Genomic DNA, 19029 nt, shown 5'->3' on the forward strand with positions numbered 1-19029 from the left:
GTTAGTCACCCCCTCCTACTCGATTCAATTAGTATGATTACTAATAGAGTAATTTTTATTGGAGGATAAATTATATGAAAAAAGATTATGCAGTCATCGGTCTTGGTCGATTCGGAGGCAGTATATGCCGTGAATTGAGCAGCGAAGGTATGCAGGTTCTAGCCATCGATCATGACGAAGATAGGGTTAATGCCTATAAAAATATTGCGTATCATGCAGTCATTGCAGATTCCACAGATGAAGATACGTTAAAGGAAATAGGAATAAAAAACTTCGATCACGTTATTGTGGCAATTGGAGAGAATATACAGGCAAGCATTTTGACTGCGGTTATTCTGACTGATATTGGAATAAAGAAGATTACAGTAAAAGCACAAAATGATTATCATGAAAAGATATTGAATAAAATCGGTGTGGACCAGGTTGTACATCCCGAGCGTGATATGGGGAAAAGGCTTGCACATAATATAATATCCAACAATATTTTGGATTATCTTGAGCTTTCCGATGAACACAGTATCGTGGAAGTGAAGGCGGGCAAGAAGATGGTAGGAAAATCATTGATTGATCTAGATGTACGTGCCAATTACGGATGTAATATTGTGGCGATAAAGCGTGGACGGGACATTAACGTGTCTCCAAGTGCCGATGAAGCACTCCTTGAAGATGATATATTGATTGTCATTGGTGCAGATAAGGATATATCCCGATTTGAGAAACGTCTTGTAATTGATGATGATTAAGAACAAAAGTGCAAACGCCTTAATTACCCCTGGCAAGCTTATGTAGAGACTAACGGTGGCGGTTGTTTACCCCAGGGAGTTGCTGGTAAACGGGGCTGGACGTGGATGTTTATGTGCAGGAATTGATATGCTGCCAAAAATAAAAAAGACATGAAAGAGCGTTACACTCTTTCATGTCTTTTTGTTTCCTGTGGATTGTCAAAAAGTGACTAAATGCTGTACATTTACACTTCCATAATAATTGGCAATACCATTGGACGGCGTTTTGTTTTTTCATATAGGAATGGTGCTATTGTGTCAGTAATCTCATTTTTAATTTCAGACCATTGGGTAGTTTTTCGGTCCATTACTTTATTCAAATGGGTGGAAACAAGCTTTTGGGCTTCATTAATCAGGTCTTCTGATTCTCGCATATACACAAAACCTCTAGAAATAATATCCGGACCTGCGGCAATTTTAAATTCTTTNTTCTCGCATATACACAAAACCTCTAGAAATAATATCCGGACCTGCGGCAATTTTAAATTCTTTCATATCAATGCTTACAACCACGATAACGAGACCCTCTTCGGAAAGAATCCGACGGTCGCGTAATACAATATTCCCAATATCACCGATTCCACTGCCATCAACATAAATGGATCCGGATGGTACTTTCCCTGATATGGCTGCTTGATCTTTGCTGAGCGCAAGAACGTCACCATTATCCATAATAAATGAATTTTCCGGATCTATATCACAGGAAGCAGCAAGCTTAAGGTGTTCTTTTAACATACGATACTCACCATGGATTGGCATAAAGAATTTTGGCTTGATAAGACGTAACATCAGCTTCTGCTCTTCTTGACTGCCATGTCCGGAAGTATGAATATTACTTAATTTGCCATGGATTACATCTGCTCCGGCACGGTACAATTTGTTAATGGTTCTGCTGACACTTACAGTATTTCCAGGGATTGGAGATGAAGAAAACACGACAGTGTCCCCAGGAATGATCTGAATCTGCCTGTGAGTACCGTTGGCAATTCGGGATAAAGCTGCCATCGCCTCACCTTGTGAACCAGTGCAGAGAATAGTGATTTCACTGGCAGGGAACCTGTTGATTTGATTGCCTTCAATAAATGTCTCTTTTGGAGCCTGAATGTATCCTAACTCTTGTCCGATATTGATAGCATTTTCCATGCTTCTGCCAAAAACAGCGACTTTCCGATTATGTTTGACAGCTGACTCGACAACCTGTTGCAGTCGGTAAATATTGGATGCAAAAGTAGCGAATATCAACCTTCCATCAACACGGTCAAAAATCTCATGAATGCTTTGGCCAACAACTCGTTCGGACATCGTAAAGCCAGGAACCTCACTGTTTGTACTATCTGAGAGGAGACATAGAACGCCTTCTTTACCAATTTCAGCCATTTTTGTTAAATTAGCTGGCTCGCCCACAGGTGTAAAGTCGAATTTGAAATCACCAGTATGAACAATGTTTCCTGGTGGTGTTTTTACGACAATTCCATATGAGTCAGGAATGCTGTGTGTAGTACGGAAAAAACTGACGGAAGTTTTACGGAATTTAATAATATCATCTTCTTGAATCGTGGTTAATTTAGCACTTCTCAAAAGACCATGCTCATCTAATTTATTTCTGATTAATCCAATTGCGAGCGGACCTGCATAAATAGGCACATTAACTTCACGCAGGAGATAAGGAATACCTCCAATATGGTCCTCGTGACCGTGTGTTACAAATAGTCCTTTGATTTTGTCCTGATTTTGTACAATATAGGTATAATCAGGTATTACATAGTCGATTCCAAGGAGCTCATCCTCAGGAAATTTAATTCCTGCATCGATAAGAATAATCTCATCCTGGAACTGGACAGCATACGTATTTTTTCCGATTTCGCCTAATCCACCTAGCGCAAAAACGGCTGTTTGGTCATTTTTTACAAATTTCATATTATATTTTCTCCAATTCTAGTTTGCCGGTGTCTTTTTCATATTTCAAATGTGCCTCATCTAATTTCTGGATATATTCGATGTTATAATTCCGGTCACTTAATTTTTTTCTTACTTCTCTTTCTGAATCTGCTTCAACATAGATACTATTCGTGCGTTCGCGAACAGGGACTTCATCTGGAAGTTCCTGATATAAAACTTTAAAAATCATTTCATCTCTCCTAACTGCTTTTTTGTTTATTTTTGTTCAAGGAAATAAGCTATGCCGACTAATGGCGATAACTGTTCCTAAGGTAAGATGGTATTATTGTGTTCCGTAAAACCTTTGTCCGGTATGTTTCCGCAGCAAACCAGATAATTTATAAACACTTCATTGGTGTGATTGGTTGCATCCTTGGTAGTCTTATTTAAAAGTAGTTGGTACACGTCCTTCTTTGCCTAAAAAGTCTCTCCACCGTTTCTTAAGCTTTTCTTTTAGGCGTTTCAGCATAAGGACACACGTCTCCTTTCAGATATCTAAGAAAAGCAACAAAAACAATCTACCGTCCAATCCTCTTATCTACAGTATAGTACGAAATGAGGAATAATTAAATAAAAATACTTCAAATATGAAAAAATAGTAATAAACTCTTACAAATTCTTCTCCTATGTTTATCATTAGCTGGGAATAAAATCTTATACATTGTGGCTCTGGAATATGGTTTAGAAACGGAAAATTGAAGGTTGCTTTCCTGATAATTGTGGGTATTCGTTTCCTGATAAAACTGTTGTTTTAGACACAATATATGTAAAGTACGATGTAATTTAGATTATTTACGGAAATATGTGCATCTGCTGCCGTCCGGGATCGCTCTGGGCGGATGCGCATCCTTAGGGCACGGCCTCAGCCCCGAAGAGAAAACCACTCTTCAGGTCTTCGGACACGTGCTTTTCCCGCAGGAGTCACCGCCCGCCGCTCATCCGGACTGGTGAAGCTGTATAATTAGATTTTGTTATTAAGAATACAGTTTATTAGCAGCAAACTTAACCAGCTCGGGGGAATACACGGAGACTCCAACGGGAGGAAAGGCATAGGTGAGACACTGAAATGCGTAGCATGAAGGGGCTCACCAGCCGCCCGTGGAAAGCGCAGTGTATTTCCCCGAGCGGTAGCCGAAGTAACTTGCTTCCATTATTAGCTATAGACCTATCGCAAATTGCAGTTACTTCGCATTTTGTATCAACTGCGAAGTTTATTTAAGAGCAAACAATCTGATAAGAGCCAATGGAATATTAGTCATTAAAAAAGGTGTCTGTGCTACAGACACCTGGTGATTTATTCGATTGGTGTGGAATTGTCAGGAACTGCGAAGGGATTATCTTTATTTATATGGTCATAGAACATAATGCCATTTAAGTGATCGATTTCATGCTGAAAGACAATGGAAGGATATCCTTTCAGTCTCAATTTGACAGGATTTCCCTCAATATCCGTCGCTTTAATTGTAATCCTGGCATGCCTTGGAACATAACCTTCTACCGGCCGATCTACAGAAAGGCAGCCTTCCCCAGATGTTAAATAGGATTTTTCAACTGAATGGCTAATAATTTTTGGATTTACCAGACCATAGCTGTACAATTTCCCGTTAAAATCTTCAAAATGTATGGCAATGAGTCTTTTCTCGATACCAAGTTGAGGTGCGGCTAACCCGACGCCTGCTCTTAAATCATATTTTGCTGCTGTTTCATCGTCTTGACTATTTTTTAGAAACTCCAGCATATCTTCCAGTAATCTCTTTTCTTCTTCACTGATAGGAAGACTCACTTCTGCTGAAGCATTCTTAAGGGAAGGATGTCCTTCACGTACAATATCTTTCATTAATATCATCATGCATTACTCCTTATCGGTTATAATCTATATAATAATGGGTATTCAAAAAGTAACAGGAAAGATAGACTTTTGAATATTGAAATGGTTTCATGTTAAATCTATTCAATTTATTATTTTAACATATCCGGAGTGAATAAATCATAAATTTGAAAAAGAGAGTCATACTAGGGGAGTTAGTATTGAATTTTGAAGCCGAATTTATGGTATACTTTAAAAATACTATCGGTATCTGAACACATAGGGAGGAAAAATTGTGCAATTAAAGAACTTATTACTATTTCTATCTATCATTCCGTTAACACTTATAGCTGCCTGCAATAGCCAGTCAACAGAAGAACAAATACATAGTCACTTGGAAGAAGCAGTTGCACTGGAAGCAGATTTTGAGGAACAGCAAGGTGCTATTACAGATTTGGAAATTCAGGAACAGGAAATTTATAATCAAATTATTGATTTGGGTATGGATGATTTTGATCAGATTACGGAACTATCCGATCAGGCTCTGGAAATCATCGATGAACGTGAAGAAAAAATCGGTATTGAGAAACAGAGTATTGAAGCATCACAGGAAGAATTTGCCGCTGTTGAAACCTTGATATCTGATATTGAGGATCCAGATGTAAAGGAAAAAGCAGAAAATATGTATGATGTGATGAATAATCGATATCTTGCATATTCAGAGCTTAATGAAGCATATATGAATTCACTGGAATTGGAAAGAGAGTTGTACACAATGCTCAAGCAGGAGGATATCGAACAGGAAGACCTGACAGCGCATATTAATTCAATTAATGACAGCTATGAGCAAGTGCTCAACTCAAACGATCAGTTCAATAACCATACAGTAGAATATAATGCATTGAAAAAAGAATTTTATGATGCGGCAGGACTAGAGGTATCATACGAAGAATAATAGGGAAAGCATATAAAGAGACTGTATCCGAACTAAATTGGATGCAGTCTTTTTTTGCAAGTAAGAAAGTATAAATTTTTGGTAGCAATTACCCCTTGCACATAAATAGCCGCGTCCAGCTCCGGTTCCTAGAAACTCCTGTCATAAGCAATGGACATTCCAAGCGCCAAAAACATGCGCTTTCCAGTCCCTTGCTTATGCATGCGTTTCTAAACAGTCACCTACGCTTTTGATCGTCCAGCTCCAGCGCCTACCCCCGACAAGCTTAAGTGGAAACTACTGTGGCAAAGAACGCCACTGGTAGTTTCCACTTAAGCTTGTCGGGGGTGATCAAGGCGCTTGCGCTTTTGTTCGCAAGTAAGAAAGTATAAACTTTCTTACTTGCATAAGTGCAGCTGAGCATCCGGCCAAAGTATTGGTTTCATACTGCAAATGTACCATTCTTCATGTTAACTGTACCTATAAAAATAATACAGATATATTTTTCGGGTATAACAGATTGCAACTTTATATTGAATCACTGTCAGGTCATTATGAAAATCCTTACATATGAGCTATTTAAACGTATAAACTAATTGACCAGGAAAGATAATTGCGATAGTATTTAATTTAAAGATCTATTGTACCAATTTGCTTTACATATTTTATGCAACAGGTTACTATGGGGATATAGCAGTGATTATCATTAACCGAAACAGGGTACAACTATTATATAAAATTTATGTACAGATTGTTTGTGTTCTGGGCAGGCTAGGAATGATAAAAAAATAAAATAAGGTATAAAAGAAAGGAAGAGGTGACCTATTTTGAAATATGTACTTGAAAATATTGAAAGTCAGTTCGAAATGTTCCAGATTCTAAATGAAGATGGAAAGATCGTAAATGAAGATGATATGCCTGATTTATCTGATGAGGAACTAAAGGAGCTTATGCGTCGGATGGTCTACACACGTATCCTTGATCAACGTTCCATCGCATTGAACCGTCAGGGCCGTTTAGGTTTCTATGCACCTACAGCAGGTCAGGAAGCATCTCAGCTAGGAAGTCAATTTGCTTTGGAACAGGAAGATTTCATCTTGCCTGGTTACCGTGACGTGCCTCAATTGATATGGCAAGGTCTGCCGTTGTATCAGGCATTTCTTTTCTCTAAAGGACATTTCCATGGGAATCAATATCCTGAGAACCTTCATGCATTAAGCCCACAAATAATTATCGGTGCTCAGTATGTTCAGGCTGCAGGAGTTGCACTCGGAATTAAAAAGCGCGGCAAGAAGAATGTAGCAATAACCTACACAGGTGATGGCGGAACTTCCCAAGGTGACTTCTATGAAGGAATTAACTTTGCGGGTGCATACAAAGCACCAGCGATTTTCGTTGTGCAAAATAACCGTTTTGCTATTTCGGTTCCTGTTGAAAAACAAAGTAATGCTAAAACATTAGCCCAAAAGTCAGTTGCTGCCGGAATAGAAGGCATTCAAGTAGATGGAATGGACGTTTTGGCTGTCTATGCTGCTACAAAAAGTGCTCGTGACCGTGCAGTTAATGGCGATGGTCCTACACTTATCGAAACATTAACATATCGCTTTGGTCCACATACAATGTCCGGGGATGACCCAACCCGCTACCGTACGGAAGAGCTTGATAATGAGTGGGCTAAGAAAGATCCACTCGTTCGTTTCCGCAAATTCCTTGAAGACAAAAAATTATGGTCTGAGGAAGATGAAAATAAGGTTATCGATGAAGCAAAAGAAGACATTAAGCAGGCTATAAAAAAAGCGGAAGAACAACCAAAGCAAAAAGTTACTGATTTAATCAGCAATATGTATGAAGAACTTCCATCCAATCTGCAGGAGCAAATGGAAATATATAAAGAAAAGGAGTCGAAGTAAATCATGGCACAAATGACAATGATTCAAGCAATCACTGATGCAATGCGCACGGAATTGAAAAATGATGAGAACGTGCTTGTGTTTGGTGAAGATGTTGGTCAAAATGGTGGTGTATTCCGAGCTACGGAAGGATTACAGGATGAATTCGGTGAAGATCGTGTATTTGACACACCACTAGCTGAATCAGGGATTGGCGGATTGGCGATTGGACTTGCATTACAAGGCTATCGTCCAGTGCCGGAAATTCAATTCTTCGGCTTCGTATATGAAGTAATGGATTCTATCAATGGCCAGATGGCACGTCTGCGTTATCGCTCCGGTGGCCATCATACTGCACCAATTACTATACGCGCTCCGTTTGGTGGGGGTGTGCATACACCTGAACTGCATGCAGATTCACTTGAAGGATTAATTGCACAGCAACCAGGTATCAAAGTTGTTATACCATCTACACCTTATGAAGCTAAAGGGCTTCTAATTTCCGCAATACGCGATAATGACCCTGTTGTATTTCTGGAGCATATGAAATTGTATCGTTCCTTCCGTGGTGAAGTTCCGGAAGAAGGTTATACGGTAGAACTAGGAAAAGCCGACGTGAAAAGGGAAGGGAAAGATGTAACTCTCGTTTCCTATGGCGCTATGGTACATGCTTCATTAAAAGCGGCGGAGGAACTTGAAAAAGATGGGATTGATGCTGAAGTAATTGATCTTCGCACAGTATCCCCGATTGATTATGAAACAATTATTAAGTCGGTTAAGAAAACAAACCGCGTAGTTGTTGTACAGGAGGCCCAACGTCAGGCTGGCGTAGCAGCAAATGTCGTTGCGGAAATCCAGGAACAAGCAATCCTTCATCTCGAAGCCCCTGTATTGCGTGTAACAGCACCGGATACGGTTTATGCGTTTTCTGATGCGGAAGAAGTTTGGTTGCCAAACCATAGAGATATCGTTGAAAAAGTTAATACTGTAATTAATTTCTAAAAATGATCAGGAGGTTTTCTTAATATGGCATTTCATTTTAAACTGCCCGATATAGGTGAAGGAATCCACGAAGGCGAAATAGTTAAGTGGTTCGTAAAAGAAGGCGATGAAGTAAAAGAAGATGATGTACTATGTGAAGTGCAAAATGATAAAGCAGTTGTAGAGATTCCATCTCAAGTGGATGGAACGGTTACAAAAATTCACGTGGAAGAAGGGGAAGTAGCTGTTGTTGGCGACACTCTAATTTCTTTTGATGCTGAAGGTTATGAGTCTGATGATGAACCTGCAGAAGAGAAGAAAGAGGAATCTGCTTCAAAAGAGGAAAAACCAGAAAAGGGAACTGAAGAAGCAGTGCCGGAAACTGCGGATTCCAATGAAGATTCTGATGCGCGCGTAATCGCGATGCCTTCCGTTCGTAAATATGCACGTGAAAATGACGTTAATATCAGTGCGGTAACAGGCTCCGGTAAAAATGGGCGTATACTGAAAGAAGATATTGAAAACTATCTGAGTGGCGATCAACCAACAGAAAAAGCGGAAGCACCTGAAGAATCTGCAGAATCTGCAGAAACTCAATCTCAACCAGCTGCAGCTCCGCAAGGTCAGTATCCGGAAACGCGTGAAAAAATGACTAGTATCCGTAAGTCAATTGCCAAAGCAATGGTTAATTCTAAAACAAAGGCACCACACGTCACATTGCACGATGAAATTGATGTAACAGACCTTGTCGCACACCGTAAGAAATTTAAAGCTGTTGCTGCAGAGCAGGAAATCAAGCTTACTTACTTGCCATATGTTGTGAAAGCTCTCGTATCAGCATCAAAGAAATTCCCGATTATGAATTCCTATATTGATGAGAATACAGACGAAATTGTACAAAAGCATTATTTTAATATTGGTATTGCAGCTGATACAGATAGAGGTTTACTTGTTCCTGTCGTTAAAGATGCCGATAAAAAATCAATTTTTGAGATTTCCTCCGAAATCAATGAATTGGCAGGAAAAGCTCGTGATGGTAAACTGAAACCAGACGAGATGAAAGGGGCTTCAAATACGATTTCCAACATCGGTTCAGCAGGTGGGCAATGGTTTACACCAGTACTGAATTACCCAGAAGCAGTAATTCTCGGAATTGGTCGTATTGCTGAGAAGCCAATCGTTAGGGATGGGGAAATCGTAGTTGCTCCAGTTCTCGCTTTATCTTTAAGCTTTGATCATCGTATCGTTGATGGTGCAACTGCACAACTAGCTCTAAACCAAATAAAACGATTGCTGAATGATCCACAACTAATTATGATGGAGGCGTAGGTAATGGTAGTAGGAGATTTTCCGGTAGAAGTAGACACACTAGTAGTTGGAGCAGGACCTGGTGGGTACGTTGCTGCAATTCGTGCAGCACAATTGGGGCAAAAAGTTACAATTGTGGACAAAGGAACATTGGGTGGCGTATGTCTTAATGTTGGATGTATTCCTTCGAAAGCATTGATTCAGGCTGGTCATATGGCTGAAGGCGCACATGGTTCCGAAGACCTTGGTATTAAATCAGAAAATGTAACTGTTGATTTCAGTAAAGTCCAGGAATGGAAAGGAACTGTCGTCAATAAACTAACTTCAGGCGTAGAAAGCCTTCTTAAAGGTAATAAAGTGGATATCGTAAAAGGGGAAGCATACTTTGTCGATAAGAATACAGCTAAAGTTATGGATGAGAAATCTTCCCAAACTTATAAGTTCAAAAACTGTATTGTTGCAACAGGCTCAACTCCAATCGAGATTCCAACATTCAAGTTTTCCGATCGTGTCTTAGACTCGACTGGCGCATTGAATCTGAAAGAAATTCCTAAGAAAATGGTTGTCATTGGTGCTGGTTATGTTGGAAGTGAATTAGGATCAGCGTATGCGAATTTTGGTACTGAGGTGATTTTTGTCGAGGGTGCCAAAGATATTCTAAGTGGATTCGAAAAACAAATGACACAATTAGTTAAGAAACGTCTGAAAAACAAAGGCGCAACAATCGTTACTCAGGCAATGGCTAAAGGCGTTGAGGAAACAGAAGACGGTGTGAAAGTAACCTATGAAGCAGGCGGTAAAGAAGAAACTGTCGAAGCCGATTATGTATTGGTTACTGTCGGACGTCGCCCGAATACAAGTGAAATCGGACTTGAACAGGTTGGTATTGAACTTGATGACAGAGGTCTGGTCAAGGTTAACAAACAATGTCGTACGAATGTGGAAAACATTTATGCAATCGGTGATATCGTTGCCGGCCCTCCGCTTGCACATAAAGCTTCCTACGAAGGAAAAATTGCAGCTGAAGCTATCAGTGGCGAAAAATCCGAAATTGATTACATTGGTATTCCGGCCGTTGCATTTACAGAACCAGAACTTGCAACAGTTGGTTTAACGGAGCAGGAAGCCAAAGATGCAGGTTATGATGTGAAAGTTGGCAAATTCCCATTCGCAGCTAATGGTCGTGCGTTGTCATTGAATAATAGCGACGGATTCCTTAAATTAATTACTCGTAAAGAAGATGGATTAGTAATTGGTGGTCAAATTGCCGGTCCTAACGCAAGTGATATGATTTCTGAAATTGGACTTGCCGTTGAATCAGGTATGACTGCGGAAGATATTGCTTTAACGATCCATGCACATCCTACTTTGGGAGAAATTACAATGGAAGCGGCCGAAGTGGCACTTGGTACTCCGATTCATATGATGAAATAAAATGTATAGAAAAAAGATGTCCCGTTCTAATTTTAATTCGGGACATCTTTTTTTTGATTTTCTCCAAATGTGAATTCTAGTTGTTCCATAATATCCTTTTTGGCTTTTTCCCCAGATAATTGTGCGATGGGCGTATCATTTTTCACAATGATAAGACTCGGACCTTTAATATTATCTATGGAATCCAAATCGGTAAGATTCTTAGCTTCTTTTTTTGCTTCCTCGAATTCGTTTGGGTATTCTGCCTTTAAGTCGATCATGGCATCCATATAAACTTGATTTGTCTCATCTATATAATTATTTGGTATAAATATGACTTCATAATCAGAAGGTTTAAAAGTTATGACTTCTGTCAGTGTCTTTTCGTTTTGGCAACCCATTAATATTAATATGGCAGGAACCAACGATAAGAGTTTATACTTCAATTCCCCACACACTTCCCTTGTTAAAGTATACTTACTAATAAAGACAGTTTATCAAATAAATGTCAGTAATTAGCTAATGTTATCGAACTGTTATCGAACTGAAATCATTATGTAGAATCTCGTTATGAATAAGAAATATTCGCTTAGCATGCGAGGGGAGCTATCAGGCTGCCACGAGCAAAAAGGGGTTATTTGGGGAGCTTAAGCAAGGGATAAAGGAGAACCCCGCTGATTAGGATTAGACTTTATATGATTTAATAGAATAAATAGTTGACCCGTGACTTATGTGACTGGTGCTGCCGATTATTTGTAGAGGTAAAGTAAAAAGAGGCTAGACAACAACTCAGTCTAACCTCTTCGATTATTGCTTTCTTGATCTGTCGAGGATTCTAATTTCCTCTTTTAACGATTTTGTTAAGGAAATTACGATTAAAATCATTACGAAGGTAAATGGCAATGCTGCAATGATGGAAGCTGTCTGCAGTGCTTCTAATCCTCCTTGCCATAATAATACTGCTGCGGTTGCGGATTGGATGATACCCCATACAAACTTAATTCTGTTGGGGGGATATAAGCTTCCTCCCGTAGTTTGCATACCGAGTACAAATGTGGCTGAATCCGCTGAGGTTATAAAGAAAGTACTAATCAGTAATATCGAAATAATAGATAGAAGTATGCCTGCAGGGAAGTTTTCAAGCATTGCGAACAGAGCAACTTCTTCTCCGCCCATCTTTATTTGCTCCATTATATTCGTACCACTATATAAATCCGAATGGATTGCTGTGCCACCAAAAACGGTAAACCATAATGCTCCAAATATCGTTGGCACGAGCAATACTCCTGAAACGAATTCCCTGATGGTTCTCCCCCTGGAAACCCTTGCTATAAAAGTTCCGACGAAGGGTGCCCATGCTATCCACCATGCCCAATAGAAAATAGTCCAGTCATTGATCCAAGCAGAATTCTCTTCATTGAAAGGTGCCATTCTAAAACTCATGCTTGGAAGGTTTTGCACATAACTTCCTATTGTATTGGTAAATAAGCTCATAATGAAGTTGGTAGGTCCAAGAAACAGGACTACAATCATTAACATAATTGCCAATACAAGATTTGTATTACTTAAAAACTTGATTCCTTTGTTCAGACCGGTCATTGCAGAAAGCATAAAAAGAACGGTAACGATGAGAATTATAATTAACTGAAATGTAATGGATTGTTCTATCCCAAATACGTAGGACAGTCCGCCGCTAATCTGAATCGCCCCAAAACCTAAGGAAGTTGCTACACCAAAAATAGTCGCAAAAACTACGAGGGTATCAATTGCAGTTCCCCATCCTCCTTTTATGTGACTGCCAAATAGAGGTTCCAGTATGGAGCTTACCAGTCCTGGAGCTTGTTTACGGAACTTGAAATACGCAAGTGCCAGGCCTATAATTGCATAAATTGCCCACGGATGAAGTCCCCAGTGAAAAAAACTGTACTGCATTGCGGTTTTTGCTGCATCGCCTGTTCCCGCATCACCATAGGGAGGCTGATTAAAATGGGATATCGGCTCCGCTGCCCCCCAAAAGACTAGTCCAATCCCCATGCCAGCACTAAATAACATTGCAAACCATGTCAAATAGGAAAAATCAGGTTTATCCTCTGCCTTTCCAAGCTTGATTTTCCCATATTTTGAAAAGATGAGATACAAGGAAAATACCAAGAATACTGTACTGCTAATTAGGTAAAACCATCCGAATTCATTCACAATAAAATTCTGTATTATAGAAGTCACATCATCTAAATTGCCATTTGGCAATATAGAAGAAGGAATTACCCCCCAAATGATAAATAAGATCACTATGGAAACAGAAAAATAAAATACTTTACTTGCTTTAAACAATACATATCCTCCTAACCAAGTTTATAGAATAAAATAGCCAATAAGATTAGTGTCACCCTAAAAAGGGTAGAAATACAAAAAAAGACAACCATTGTTTACGTTAACATATTAACCTATACTTAATCTAGTATTCTATTTACATATCATCCGGGAGGTAACTTACACATGAACCGTTTTTTTATCAGTTTTTTAATCATAGGGTTGGTATTCCTTACAGCCTGTGCTGATGACTCTGGAACAGCGAGTAAAGGAAAAACAAAGCCTGCAAACACAGAAAAAAGAGAAGAGAAATCAGATGAAAGAAGCGAAGAAATTCCAGAAGGTAAGGTAAGTGAAGAAGCGAGCGATGATGTGGAAACAGATGAATCTGAAGCAAAGCCTGAAGCCCAATACATACTAACAGAGAATTGGTCACTTGTACCAATTGAAGAAGGAATCGAGGAAAATGTTGTATTGCTCACGATTGATGATGCCCCAGATAAGCATGCGGTGGATATGGCCAAAACACTGAACGAACTGGACGCCCCTGCAATCTTTTTCGTTAATGGTCATTTTCTGGATTCACCAGAAGAAGAAGAGATGTTAAAGGAAATCCATGATTTGGGATTTGAAATAGGCAACCATACATATAATCATGTTGTATTACCCGAATTAACCGAAGAGGAACAGAAACAGGAGATTGTTAGTCTGAGTGATCGGATTGAAGAAATCATTGGAGAACGCCCGGTATTTTTTCGCGCACCTCATGGGGCAAATACAGATTATTCCAAGGAAGTAGCTCAGGAGGAAGGTATGACAGTTATAAATTGGAGCTACGGGTATGATTACTTTAAGCCATACATGGAAGCGGAAAAACTTATCGAAGCGATGGTCAGTGGGGAAGGACCTGAAGTCGGTGTTGATTATTCATTACTTAACCCTGGAGCTAATTTATTGATGCATGACAGGCCTTGGACGGCAGAGGCTCTTCCGGATATTGTAAATGGATTAAGGGATAAAGGATTTGAAATGCTTGATCCTATCTTAATAAAATCTCCTTAAACGTGTGAAACAAGCCTGTAAAACTAATACACTAACAGACTGGTTATTTGTGCACATTTAAAACACTTTTTAATGTGTTATACTAATTAAGGGTTGATTCTTTTAATGTGTCATATTATAATATGTATACGGTATCATAATTCATCAAAAGGAGATGGACTTAATGGGTACAATAATCTGTCAGGATTGTCAGCATGTTATTGAACATTATGAAGAAGAGAAAGTCACAACGCTCTACGGTACATGTCCTAGTTGTAATGAAAACAAAAAATAATTTAATGTGGGCTGCATATTGCAGCTCTATTTTTATGGGTTATAATAGCTGTATATGTTAAATAATCCAATTTTCGCACCAATAAAATAACTTGAAACGTTTAATAGGATTAAACCTATAAAGCCGCTAATAAATCGCCTGTTAACTTGACAAAAGAAAGGCTGGTTTTCGTAATTCATGTCGCCTTATAAACCTCGTATTTTATGTAAACTACGACATAACTTATAATTAATATATGTGCTTCTGCTGTCGTCCGGGATCGCTCTGGGCGGATGCGCATCCTTAGGGCACGGCCTCAGCCCCGAAGAGAAAACCACTCTTCTGGTCTTCGGACACGTGCTTTCCCGCAGGAGTCACCGCCCGCCGCTCACCCGTACTGGTATAGCTGTGTATTGCTAGTTTAGCTATCGCACAGGTTATAATAGGCAGTATGCGCTAATCAGCTCCGGGAAATACACGTAGACTCCAACGGGAGGAAAGGCATAGGTGAGACACTGAAATGCGCTAGCATGAAGGGGCTCACCAGCCGCCTTAGGATGCGCGCAGTGTATTTCCCCGAGCGGTCGCCGAAGCCACTTGTCTTAGTTCGCATTTTATATCAAATGCACTGAAAGCCTAATGGTTTAATCTAAGTCAGCTTAAGCAGTGTGTCTCCAACACTTCTCAATCTAACGTGGTTAGCAGCTAATTTCATTCTAAGAAAGTTGAGTAAAACAGAATGTAAAATTATCAGATATAGTATTGTTAATGGATAAGTGATACGATTATTATAACTAATTTTCATTAGGGGGCAGGGGTATAATGAGTCTGAAAACACGAGTGACGGAATTATTGAAAATCGAATATCCAATCATACAAGGAGGCCTTGCATACTTGGCATATTCCGATTTGGCAGCAGCAGTTTCAAATGCTGGAGGACTTGGTCAGATCACAGCTATGAGTTTGGAAGGTCCCGAGCAATTAAGATCAGAAATAAAGCGTGTAAAATCAATGACTGATAAGCCATTTGGAGTTAATTTTGCTATTGGGCAGCACGGAAGACCATTTGAGAATATGGTTGATGTGGCAGTTGAAGAGCGGGTTCCTGCTATATCAGTCACTGGCGGTAATCCAAAAGGTGTATTGGATCGGCTCGAAGGACATGATATTAAAAAGCTGGTCCTGGTAGCTGCTGTCAGACAGGCCGAAAAGGCGGAAGAATTAGGCGCTGATGCCGTAATGGTTGTTGGGCAGGAAGGCGGCGGACATCTTGGAAGAGGAGATGTAGGTACTTTTGTATTGACTCCGCAAGTAGCAGATCGTCTGTCCATCCCAGTTATTGCTTCCGGTGGCATTGTCGATGGACGGGGGCTAATGGCAGCTTTGAGCCTTGGAGCTGAAGGAATTGAGATGGGTACAAGATTCATAGCCACTAAAGAAACAAAGGCACATGAAAATTATAAACAGGCAATTATTGATGCAAATGAGGACAGTACCGTCGTTATAAAAAGATCGATAGGTGCACCTGCGAGAGCGTTGCGTGGGCCATGGTCGGAGAAAATAATGGAGATTGAAAAACAGGAGTCGAGTTATGAAGCGCTTAAAGACTACATAAGCGGCAAAGTGAATAAAAAGTACATTGAATATGGTGATGATAATGAGGGGTTCGGCTGGGCTGGACAATCAGCGGCAAGGATTAACGATATTCCTACCGTCAATGAACTGATGACAGCTATTGTGAACGAGGCTGAAGAAATAAAATATAAATGGAATAGATGAGGTGCAGTTAAGTAATGAACTATGAATACCCAATCGATGAAACGTGGTCAACAGAGGAAATAATCGATGTTGTCAACTTTTTTAGTCTCGTAGAAAAAGCTCACGAAACGAAAGTAAGCAGGCAGGAGATTTTAGTATTATATAATCGTTTTAAGCAAATAGTCCCATCCAAAAGCGAAGAAAAGACTCTTTTCTCCCAGTTCGAGGCCGCTTCTGGCTACTCCAGCTATAAAACAGTGAAAAAGGCAAAAGAATCGAAGGACAATATCATAAAAATGTAACGATAATGCTTGGAACAAATAAACGGTATTGTCACTACAAACAAATGATTTTCAAGATTAGGAAGCTTTAAAAAAGAAAAATCCGAACTAATTCGAATTCCAGCTTAAGAATTCTGGAACATAGTTTGGATTTTTCTATAAAGAAATCGCTTTTTATACCATTTTTGTACCAAGCCCCTTCATTAATTGCTTGGTATTTCCTTTCTGGAACGTAAAGCTAATTGGTAAAAAGGTATCAATGTATCATATGTCTGTTTAACTGTTTTGAGAAATTTACCCCCATCCTGCAAAATGTCGTCTCCGGCATAAAAGTGCCGTCCTACAAGGAATTCTGCTTTTTTAACATCTCTGAACCTTTCCAGATGTGTCTTTTCCAAATCAGTAATCCGGATGGAATCCTTTTTCATATGATCCAGAGAAACAACAAAATCATCAGGGAGCTGTTTTATTTCATTGTATTTGGTAAGGAAAGACTTAGCTATCTCTTTTTTGTTTGGCAACTCATAGATAAGGGCCAACCAGATAAAAACATGATCATCAAACAATCCCAACTGAAAATGCGGATGTTTCTTATAGCCACGCTTATTATCCGCTATCGCCATCCATGTATCTTTAGGAGGATTCACCGTCCTTCTGGCATGTTTTGCTATATGTAGATACACTTCGTTGCCTAATTGGGATGAAAAATAATCAACCAGTTCGGGACCTATTTCCTGAAATTTTGGTTGAATTCTGGTTTGAATGGCCTCCATTCGTTCATCCAGCCCATCTATCGTAAATGTATTGAAATCATGTTGATCAAATCTTTGAAACTCCAAACGATCCATCCTTTCTTTAACATAGTTTATAATAATTATTATTAAGTATATAAAGCAGTAAGTCAAGCTGCTGCTGTAACAGAATTTATTCTCTATTCTTTAGTATGTTTAAAAGGGGTATGAATTGGGAAATGATTATAAAATAAATTACAAAATTTAAAGAAAGCGATGAACAAAAAAAGAACGAGGTCATAGAATAAAGAAAAAGATGGATTTGGTCAAGCAAGCTATTGATAAAGGAAAGGAAGTGAAGACGGTGAAATACGTAATGGAGGCACTAAGAAGAAAAGAAGCACAAGAAAAATTACCTGTTATCCGTATGGAAATTGATTATGAATTAGCGACGCTTTTTGATGCCATGCAGGATAATGATAAGGTATTGATCATTAAAACAAAAGAGCGATTGGTAGAGCTTAGAAAACAGTTACTGCAAATGGATGATGAATAAATATAATAGCTGACCCCAATATGTATTGGAGCATTGTGGTAATATTCGAATACATATTGGGGTCATTCAAATAGAATGACGTACATACTCCATTTTGATACAATTACATTTACAGTCGACGAAAAGTGGAGGTAGCTATATATGAATGTTACATTGCGTGATGAATTATATAACCACGCTATAGAATGGGTGCATGAGGCCGGCAATATAATTAGAGATAAAATGAATGATCCATTGGATATCCAGACGAAGTCCAATGCCAATGACCTTGTGACGAAGCTGGATAAAGAAACAGAGCAATTTTTTGTCGGTAAAATCAAGAAAACGTACAGGGACCATTTCGTACTTGGAGAAGAAGGTTATGGAGATGACCTTTCTTCACTGGCTGGGACAGTTTGGATTATTGATCCGATTGATGGTACGATGAATTTTGTTCATCAAAAAAGGAACTTCGCTATATCGGTAGGGATTTATCATGATGGCGTTGGAGAGATAGGAATTATTTATGATGTAATGGCAAATACTCTATACCATGCCAAAAGAGGCGAGGGAGCATATAAGAATGACGTGCGATTGCCTGCGTTAATGGAAAAAACGAAAATAAACGAAGCAATTATAGGTATGAATCATTTCTGGTTATGTGAAAACAGATTCGTCGATGAGCGGGCAATGCAGCAGTTTGTAAAAGATATTAGGGGAACAAGAGTGTATGGATCTGCGGCACTGGAATTCGCCTATACAGCAGAGGGAATTATGGATGGTTATATTTCGATGAGTCTATCGCCGTGGGACATCGCAGCAGGCATCGTTCTGGTAAATGAAGTAGGCGGTAAGACTACCGATATTGATGGAAATGAACTGAACATGCTTGAGAAATCGCCTATCCTTACTTGTAATTCAGCTTTTCATACTAAAATTCTTGATAACCTGCAAAAGGGAAGAAAGTGACATAATTCGTCACTTTCTTCTTTTTGTGCGCCAGGCATGCGCATATTCTCTAGGGTTAGAGTCCCGAGCCACGAAGGC

Annotated in this window: 17 protein-coding genes and 2 pseudogenes; 12 read left to right on the forward strand and 7 right to left on the reverse strand. The window is 39.3% G+C overall.

Annotated elements, in window-relative coordinates:
- The first annotated feature begins 74 nt into the window (after positions 1 to 74).
- Positions 75 to 743 carry a potassium channel family protein gene (locus A4245_RS03575; protein WP_067725746.1) on the forward strand — a complete coding sequence of 223 codons (669 nt, stop codon included), beginning with the start codon at positions 75 to 77 and terminating at the stop codon, positions 741 to 743.
- Positions 744 to 967: 224 nt separating this feature from the next.
- Here the strand turns inward: A4245_RS03575 and A4245_RS20530 are convergent.
- The 4 genes and pseudogenes from A4245_RS20530 to def all read right to left on the reverse strand — a co-directional run.
- Positions 968 to 1210 (reverse strand): annotated as a pseudogene (locus A4245_RS20530) (ribonuclease J); the annotation flags it as partial.
- Between the two features lies 1 nt (position 1211).
- Positions 1212 to 2699, reverse strand: a pseudogene (rnjA, locus tag A4245_RS03580) (ribonuclease J1); the annotation flags it as partial.
- 1 nt (position 2700) lies between these two features.
- The gene (locus tag A4245_RS03585; RefSeq protein WP_067725748.1) at positions 2701 to 2910 is read right to left on the reverse strand and encodes a DNA-dependent RNA polymerase subunit epsilon; all 210 of its coding nucleotides are present in this window, start codon (positions 2908 to 2910) and stop codon (positions 2701 to 2703) included.
- A gap of 1104 nt (positions 2911 to 4014) precedes the next feature.
- Positions 4015 to 4566 (reverse strand): peptide deformylase, encoded by a 552-nt coding sequence (def, locus tag A4245_RS03590; protein WP_067725750.1) that lies wholly within the window; start codon positions 4564 to 4566, stop codon positions 4015 to 4017.
- A 256-nt stretch (positions 4567 to 4822) separates the two neighbouring features.
- On the opposite strand from def, the gene A4245_RS03595 reads away from it, so the two are divergent.
- The 5 genes from A4245_RS03595 to lpdA all read left to right on the forward strand — a co-directional run bounded on the left by A4245_RS03595 (position 4823) and on the right by lpdA (position 11073).
- On the forward strand, positions 4823 to 5482 hold the full coding sequence (locus A4245_RS03595; RefSeq protein WP_067725752.1) for a YkyA family protein: 660 nt from the start codon (positions 4823 to 4825) through the stop codon (positions 5480 to 5482).
- A gap of 845 nt (positions 5483 to 6327) precedes the next feature.
- On the forward strand, positions 6328 to 7371 hold the full coding sequence (gene pdhA, locus A4245_RS03600) for a pyruvate dehydrogenase (acetyl-transferring) E1 component subunit alpha (protein ID WP_234402339.1): 1044 nt from the start codon (positions 6328 to 6330) through the stop codon (positions 7369 to 7371).
- A gap of 3 nt (positions 7372 to 7374) precedes the next feature.
- Positions 7375 to 8352 carry an alpha-ketoacid dehydrogenase subunit beta gene (locus A4245_RS03605; protein WP_067725756.1) on the forward strand — a complete coding sequence of 326 codons (978 nt, stop codon included), beginning with the start codon at positions 7375 to 7377 and terminating at the stop codon, positions 8350 to 8352.
- A gap of 24 nt (positions 8353 to 8376) precedes the next feature.
- Positions 8377 to 9660 carry a dihydrolipoamide acetyltransferase family protein gene (locus A4245_RS03610; RefSeq protein WP_067725758.1) on the forward strand — a complete coding sequence of 428 codons (1284 nt, stop codon included), beginning with the start codon at positions 8377 to 8379 and terminating at the stop codon, positions 9658 to 9660.
- Positions 9661 to 9663: 3 nt separating this feature from the next.
- Entirely contained in the window at positions 9664 to 11073 is a 1410-nt protein-coding gene (gene lpdA, locus A4245_RS03615) for a dihydrolipoyl dehydrogenase (protein WP_067725760.1), read from the forward strand.
- Positions 11074 to 11105: 32 nt separating this feature from the next.
- On the opposite strand, the gene A4245_RS03620 is transcribed toward lpdA, so the two are convergent.
- Complete coding sequence (locus tag A4245_RS03620) at positions 11106 to 11498, reverse strand: hypothetical protein (protein WP_067725762.1); 393 nt, start codon at positions 11496 to 11498, stop codon at positions 11106 to 11108.
- A 361-nt stretch (positions 11499 to 11859) separates the two neighbouring features.
- Positions 11860 to 13383 (reverse strand): glycine betaine uptake BCCT transporter, encoded by a 1524-nt coding sequence (locus tag A4245_RS03625; protein WP_067725764.1) that lies wholly within the window; start codon positions 13381 to 13383, stop codon positions 11860 to 11862.
- 165 nt (positions 13384 to 13548) lie between these two features.
- On the opposite strand from A4245_RS03625, the gene A4245_RS03630 reads away from it, so the two are divergent.
- The 4 genes from A4245_RS03630 to A4245_RS03640 all read left to right on the forward strand — a co-directional run bounded on the left by A4245_RS03630 (position 13549) and on the right by A4245_RS03640 (position 16737).
- Complete coding sequence (locus A4245_RS03630) at positions 13549 to 14424, forward strand: polysaccharide deacetylase family protein (RefSeq protein WP_067725766.1); 876 nt, start codon at positions 13549 to 13551, stop codon at positions 14422 to 14424.
- 163 nt (positions 14425 to 14587) lie between these two features.
- On the forward strand, positions 14588 to 14698 hold the full coding sequence (locus A4245_RS19565; protein WP_084268650.1) for a GapA-binding peptide SR1P: 111 nt from the start codon (positions 14588 to 14590) through the stop codon (positions 14696 to 14698).
- 801 nt (positions 14699 to 15499) lie between these two features.
- Positions 15500 to 16456 carry an NAD(P)H-dependent flavin oxidoreductase gene (locus A4245_RS03635; protein ID WP_067725768.1) on the forward strand — a complete coding sequence of 319 codons (957 nt, stop codon included), beginning with the start codon at positions 15500 to 15502 and terminating at the stop codon, positions 16454 to 16456.
- 14 nt (positions 16457 to 16470) lie between these two features.
- Positions 16471 to 16737, forward strand: coding sequence for a UPF0223 family protein (locus A4245_RS03640; protein ID WP_067725772.1), 267 nt, complete (start codon positions 16471 to 16473; stop codon positions 16735 to 16737).
- Between the two features lie 182 nt (positions 16738 to 16919).
- Here A4245_RS03640 and A4245_RS03645 read toward each other — a convergent pair whose 3' ends face one another.
- Positions 16920 to 17555: a YktB family protein gene (locus A4245_RS03645; RefSeq protein WP_067725774.1), complete on the reverse strand. Its 636-nt coding sequence runs from the start codon at positions 17553 to 17555 to the stop codon at positions 16920 to 16922.
- Positions 17556 to 17811: 256 nt separating this feature from the next.
- Between A4245_RS03645 and A4245_RS03650 the strand changes: the two genes are divergently transcribed.
- Complete coding sequence (locus A4245_RS03650; RefSeq protein WP_067725778.1) at positions 17812 to 18003, forward strand: hypothetical protein; 192 nt, start codon at positions 17812 to 17814, stop codon at positions 18001 to 18003.
- 141 nt (positions 18004 to 18144) lie between these two features.
- A complete protein-coding gene (locus A4245_RS03655) occupies positions 18145 to 18951 on the forward strand; it encodes an inositol monophosphatase family protein (RefSeq protein ID WP_067725776.1) in 807 nt (268 codons plus the stop codon).
- Positions 18952 to 19029 lie beyond the last annotated feature (78 nt).

The organism is Oceanobacillus damuensis, assembly GCF_001618145.1.
In the GTDB taxonomy this organism is placed as follows: Bacteria; Bacillota; Bacilli; order Bacillales; family Amphibacillaceae; genus Oceanobacillus; species Oceanobacillus damuensis.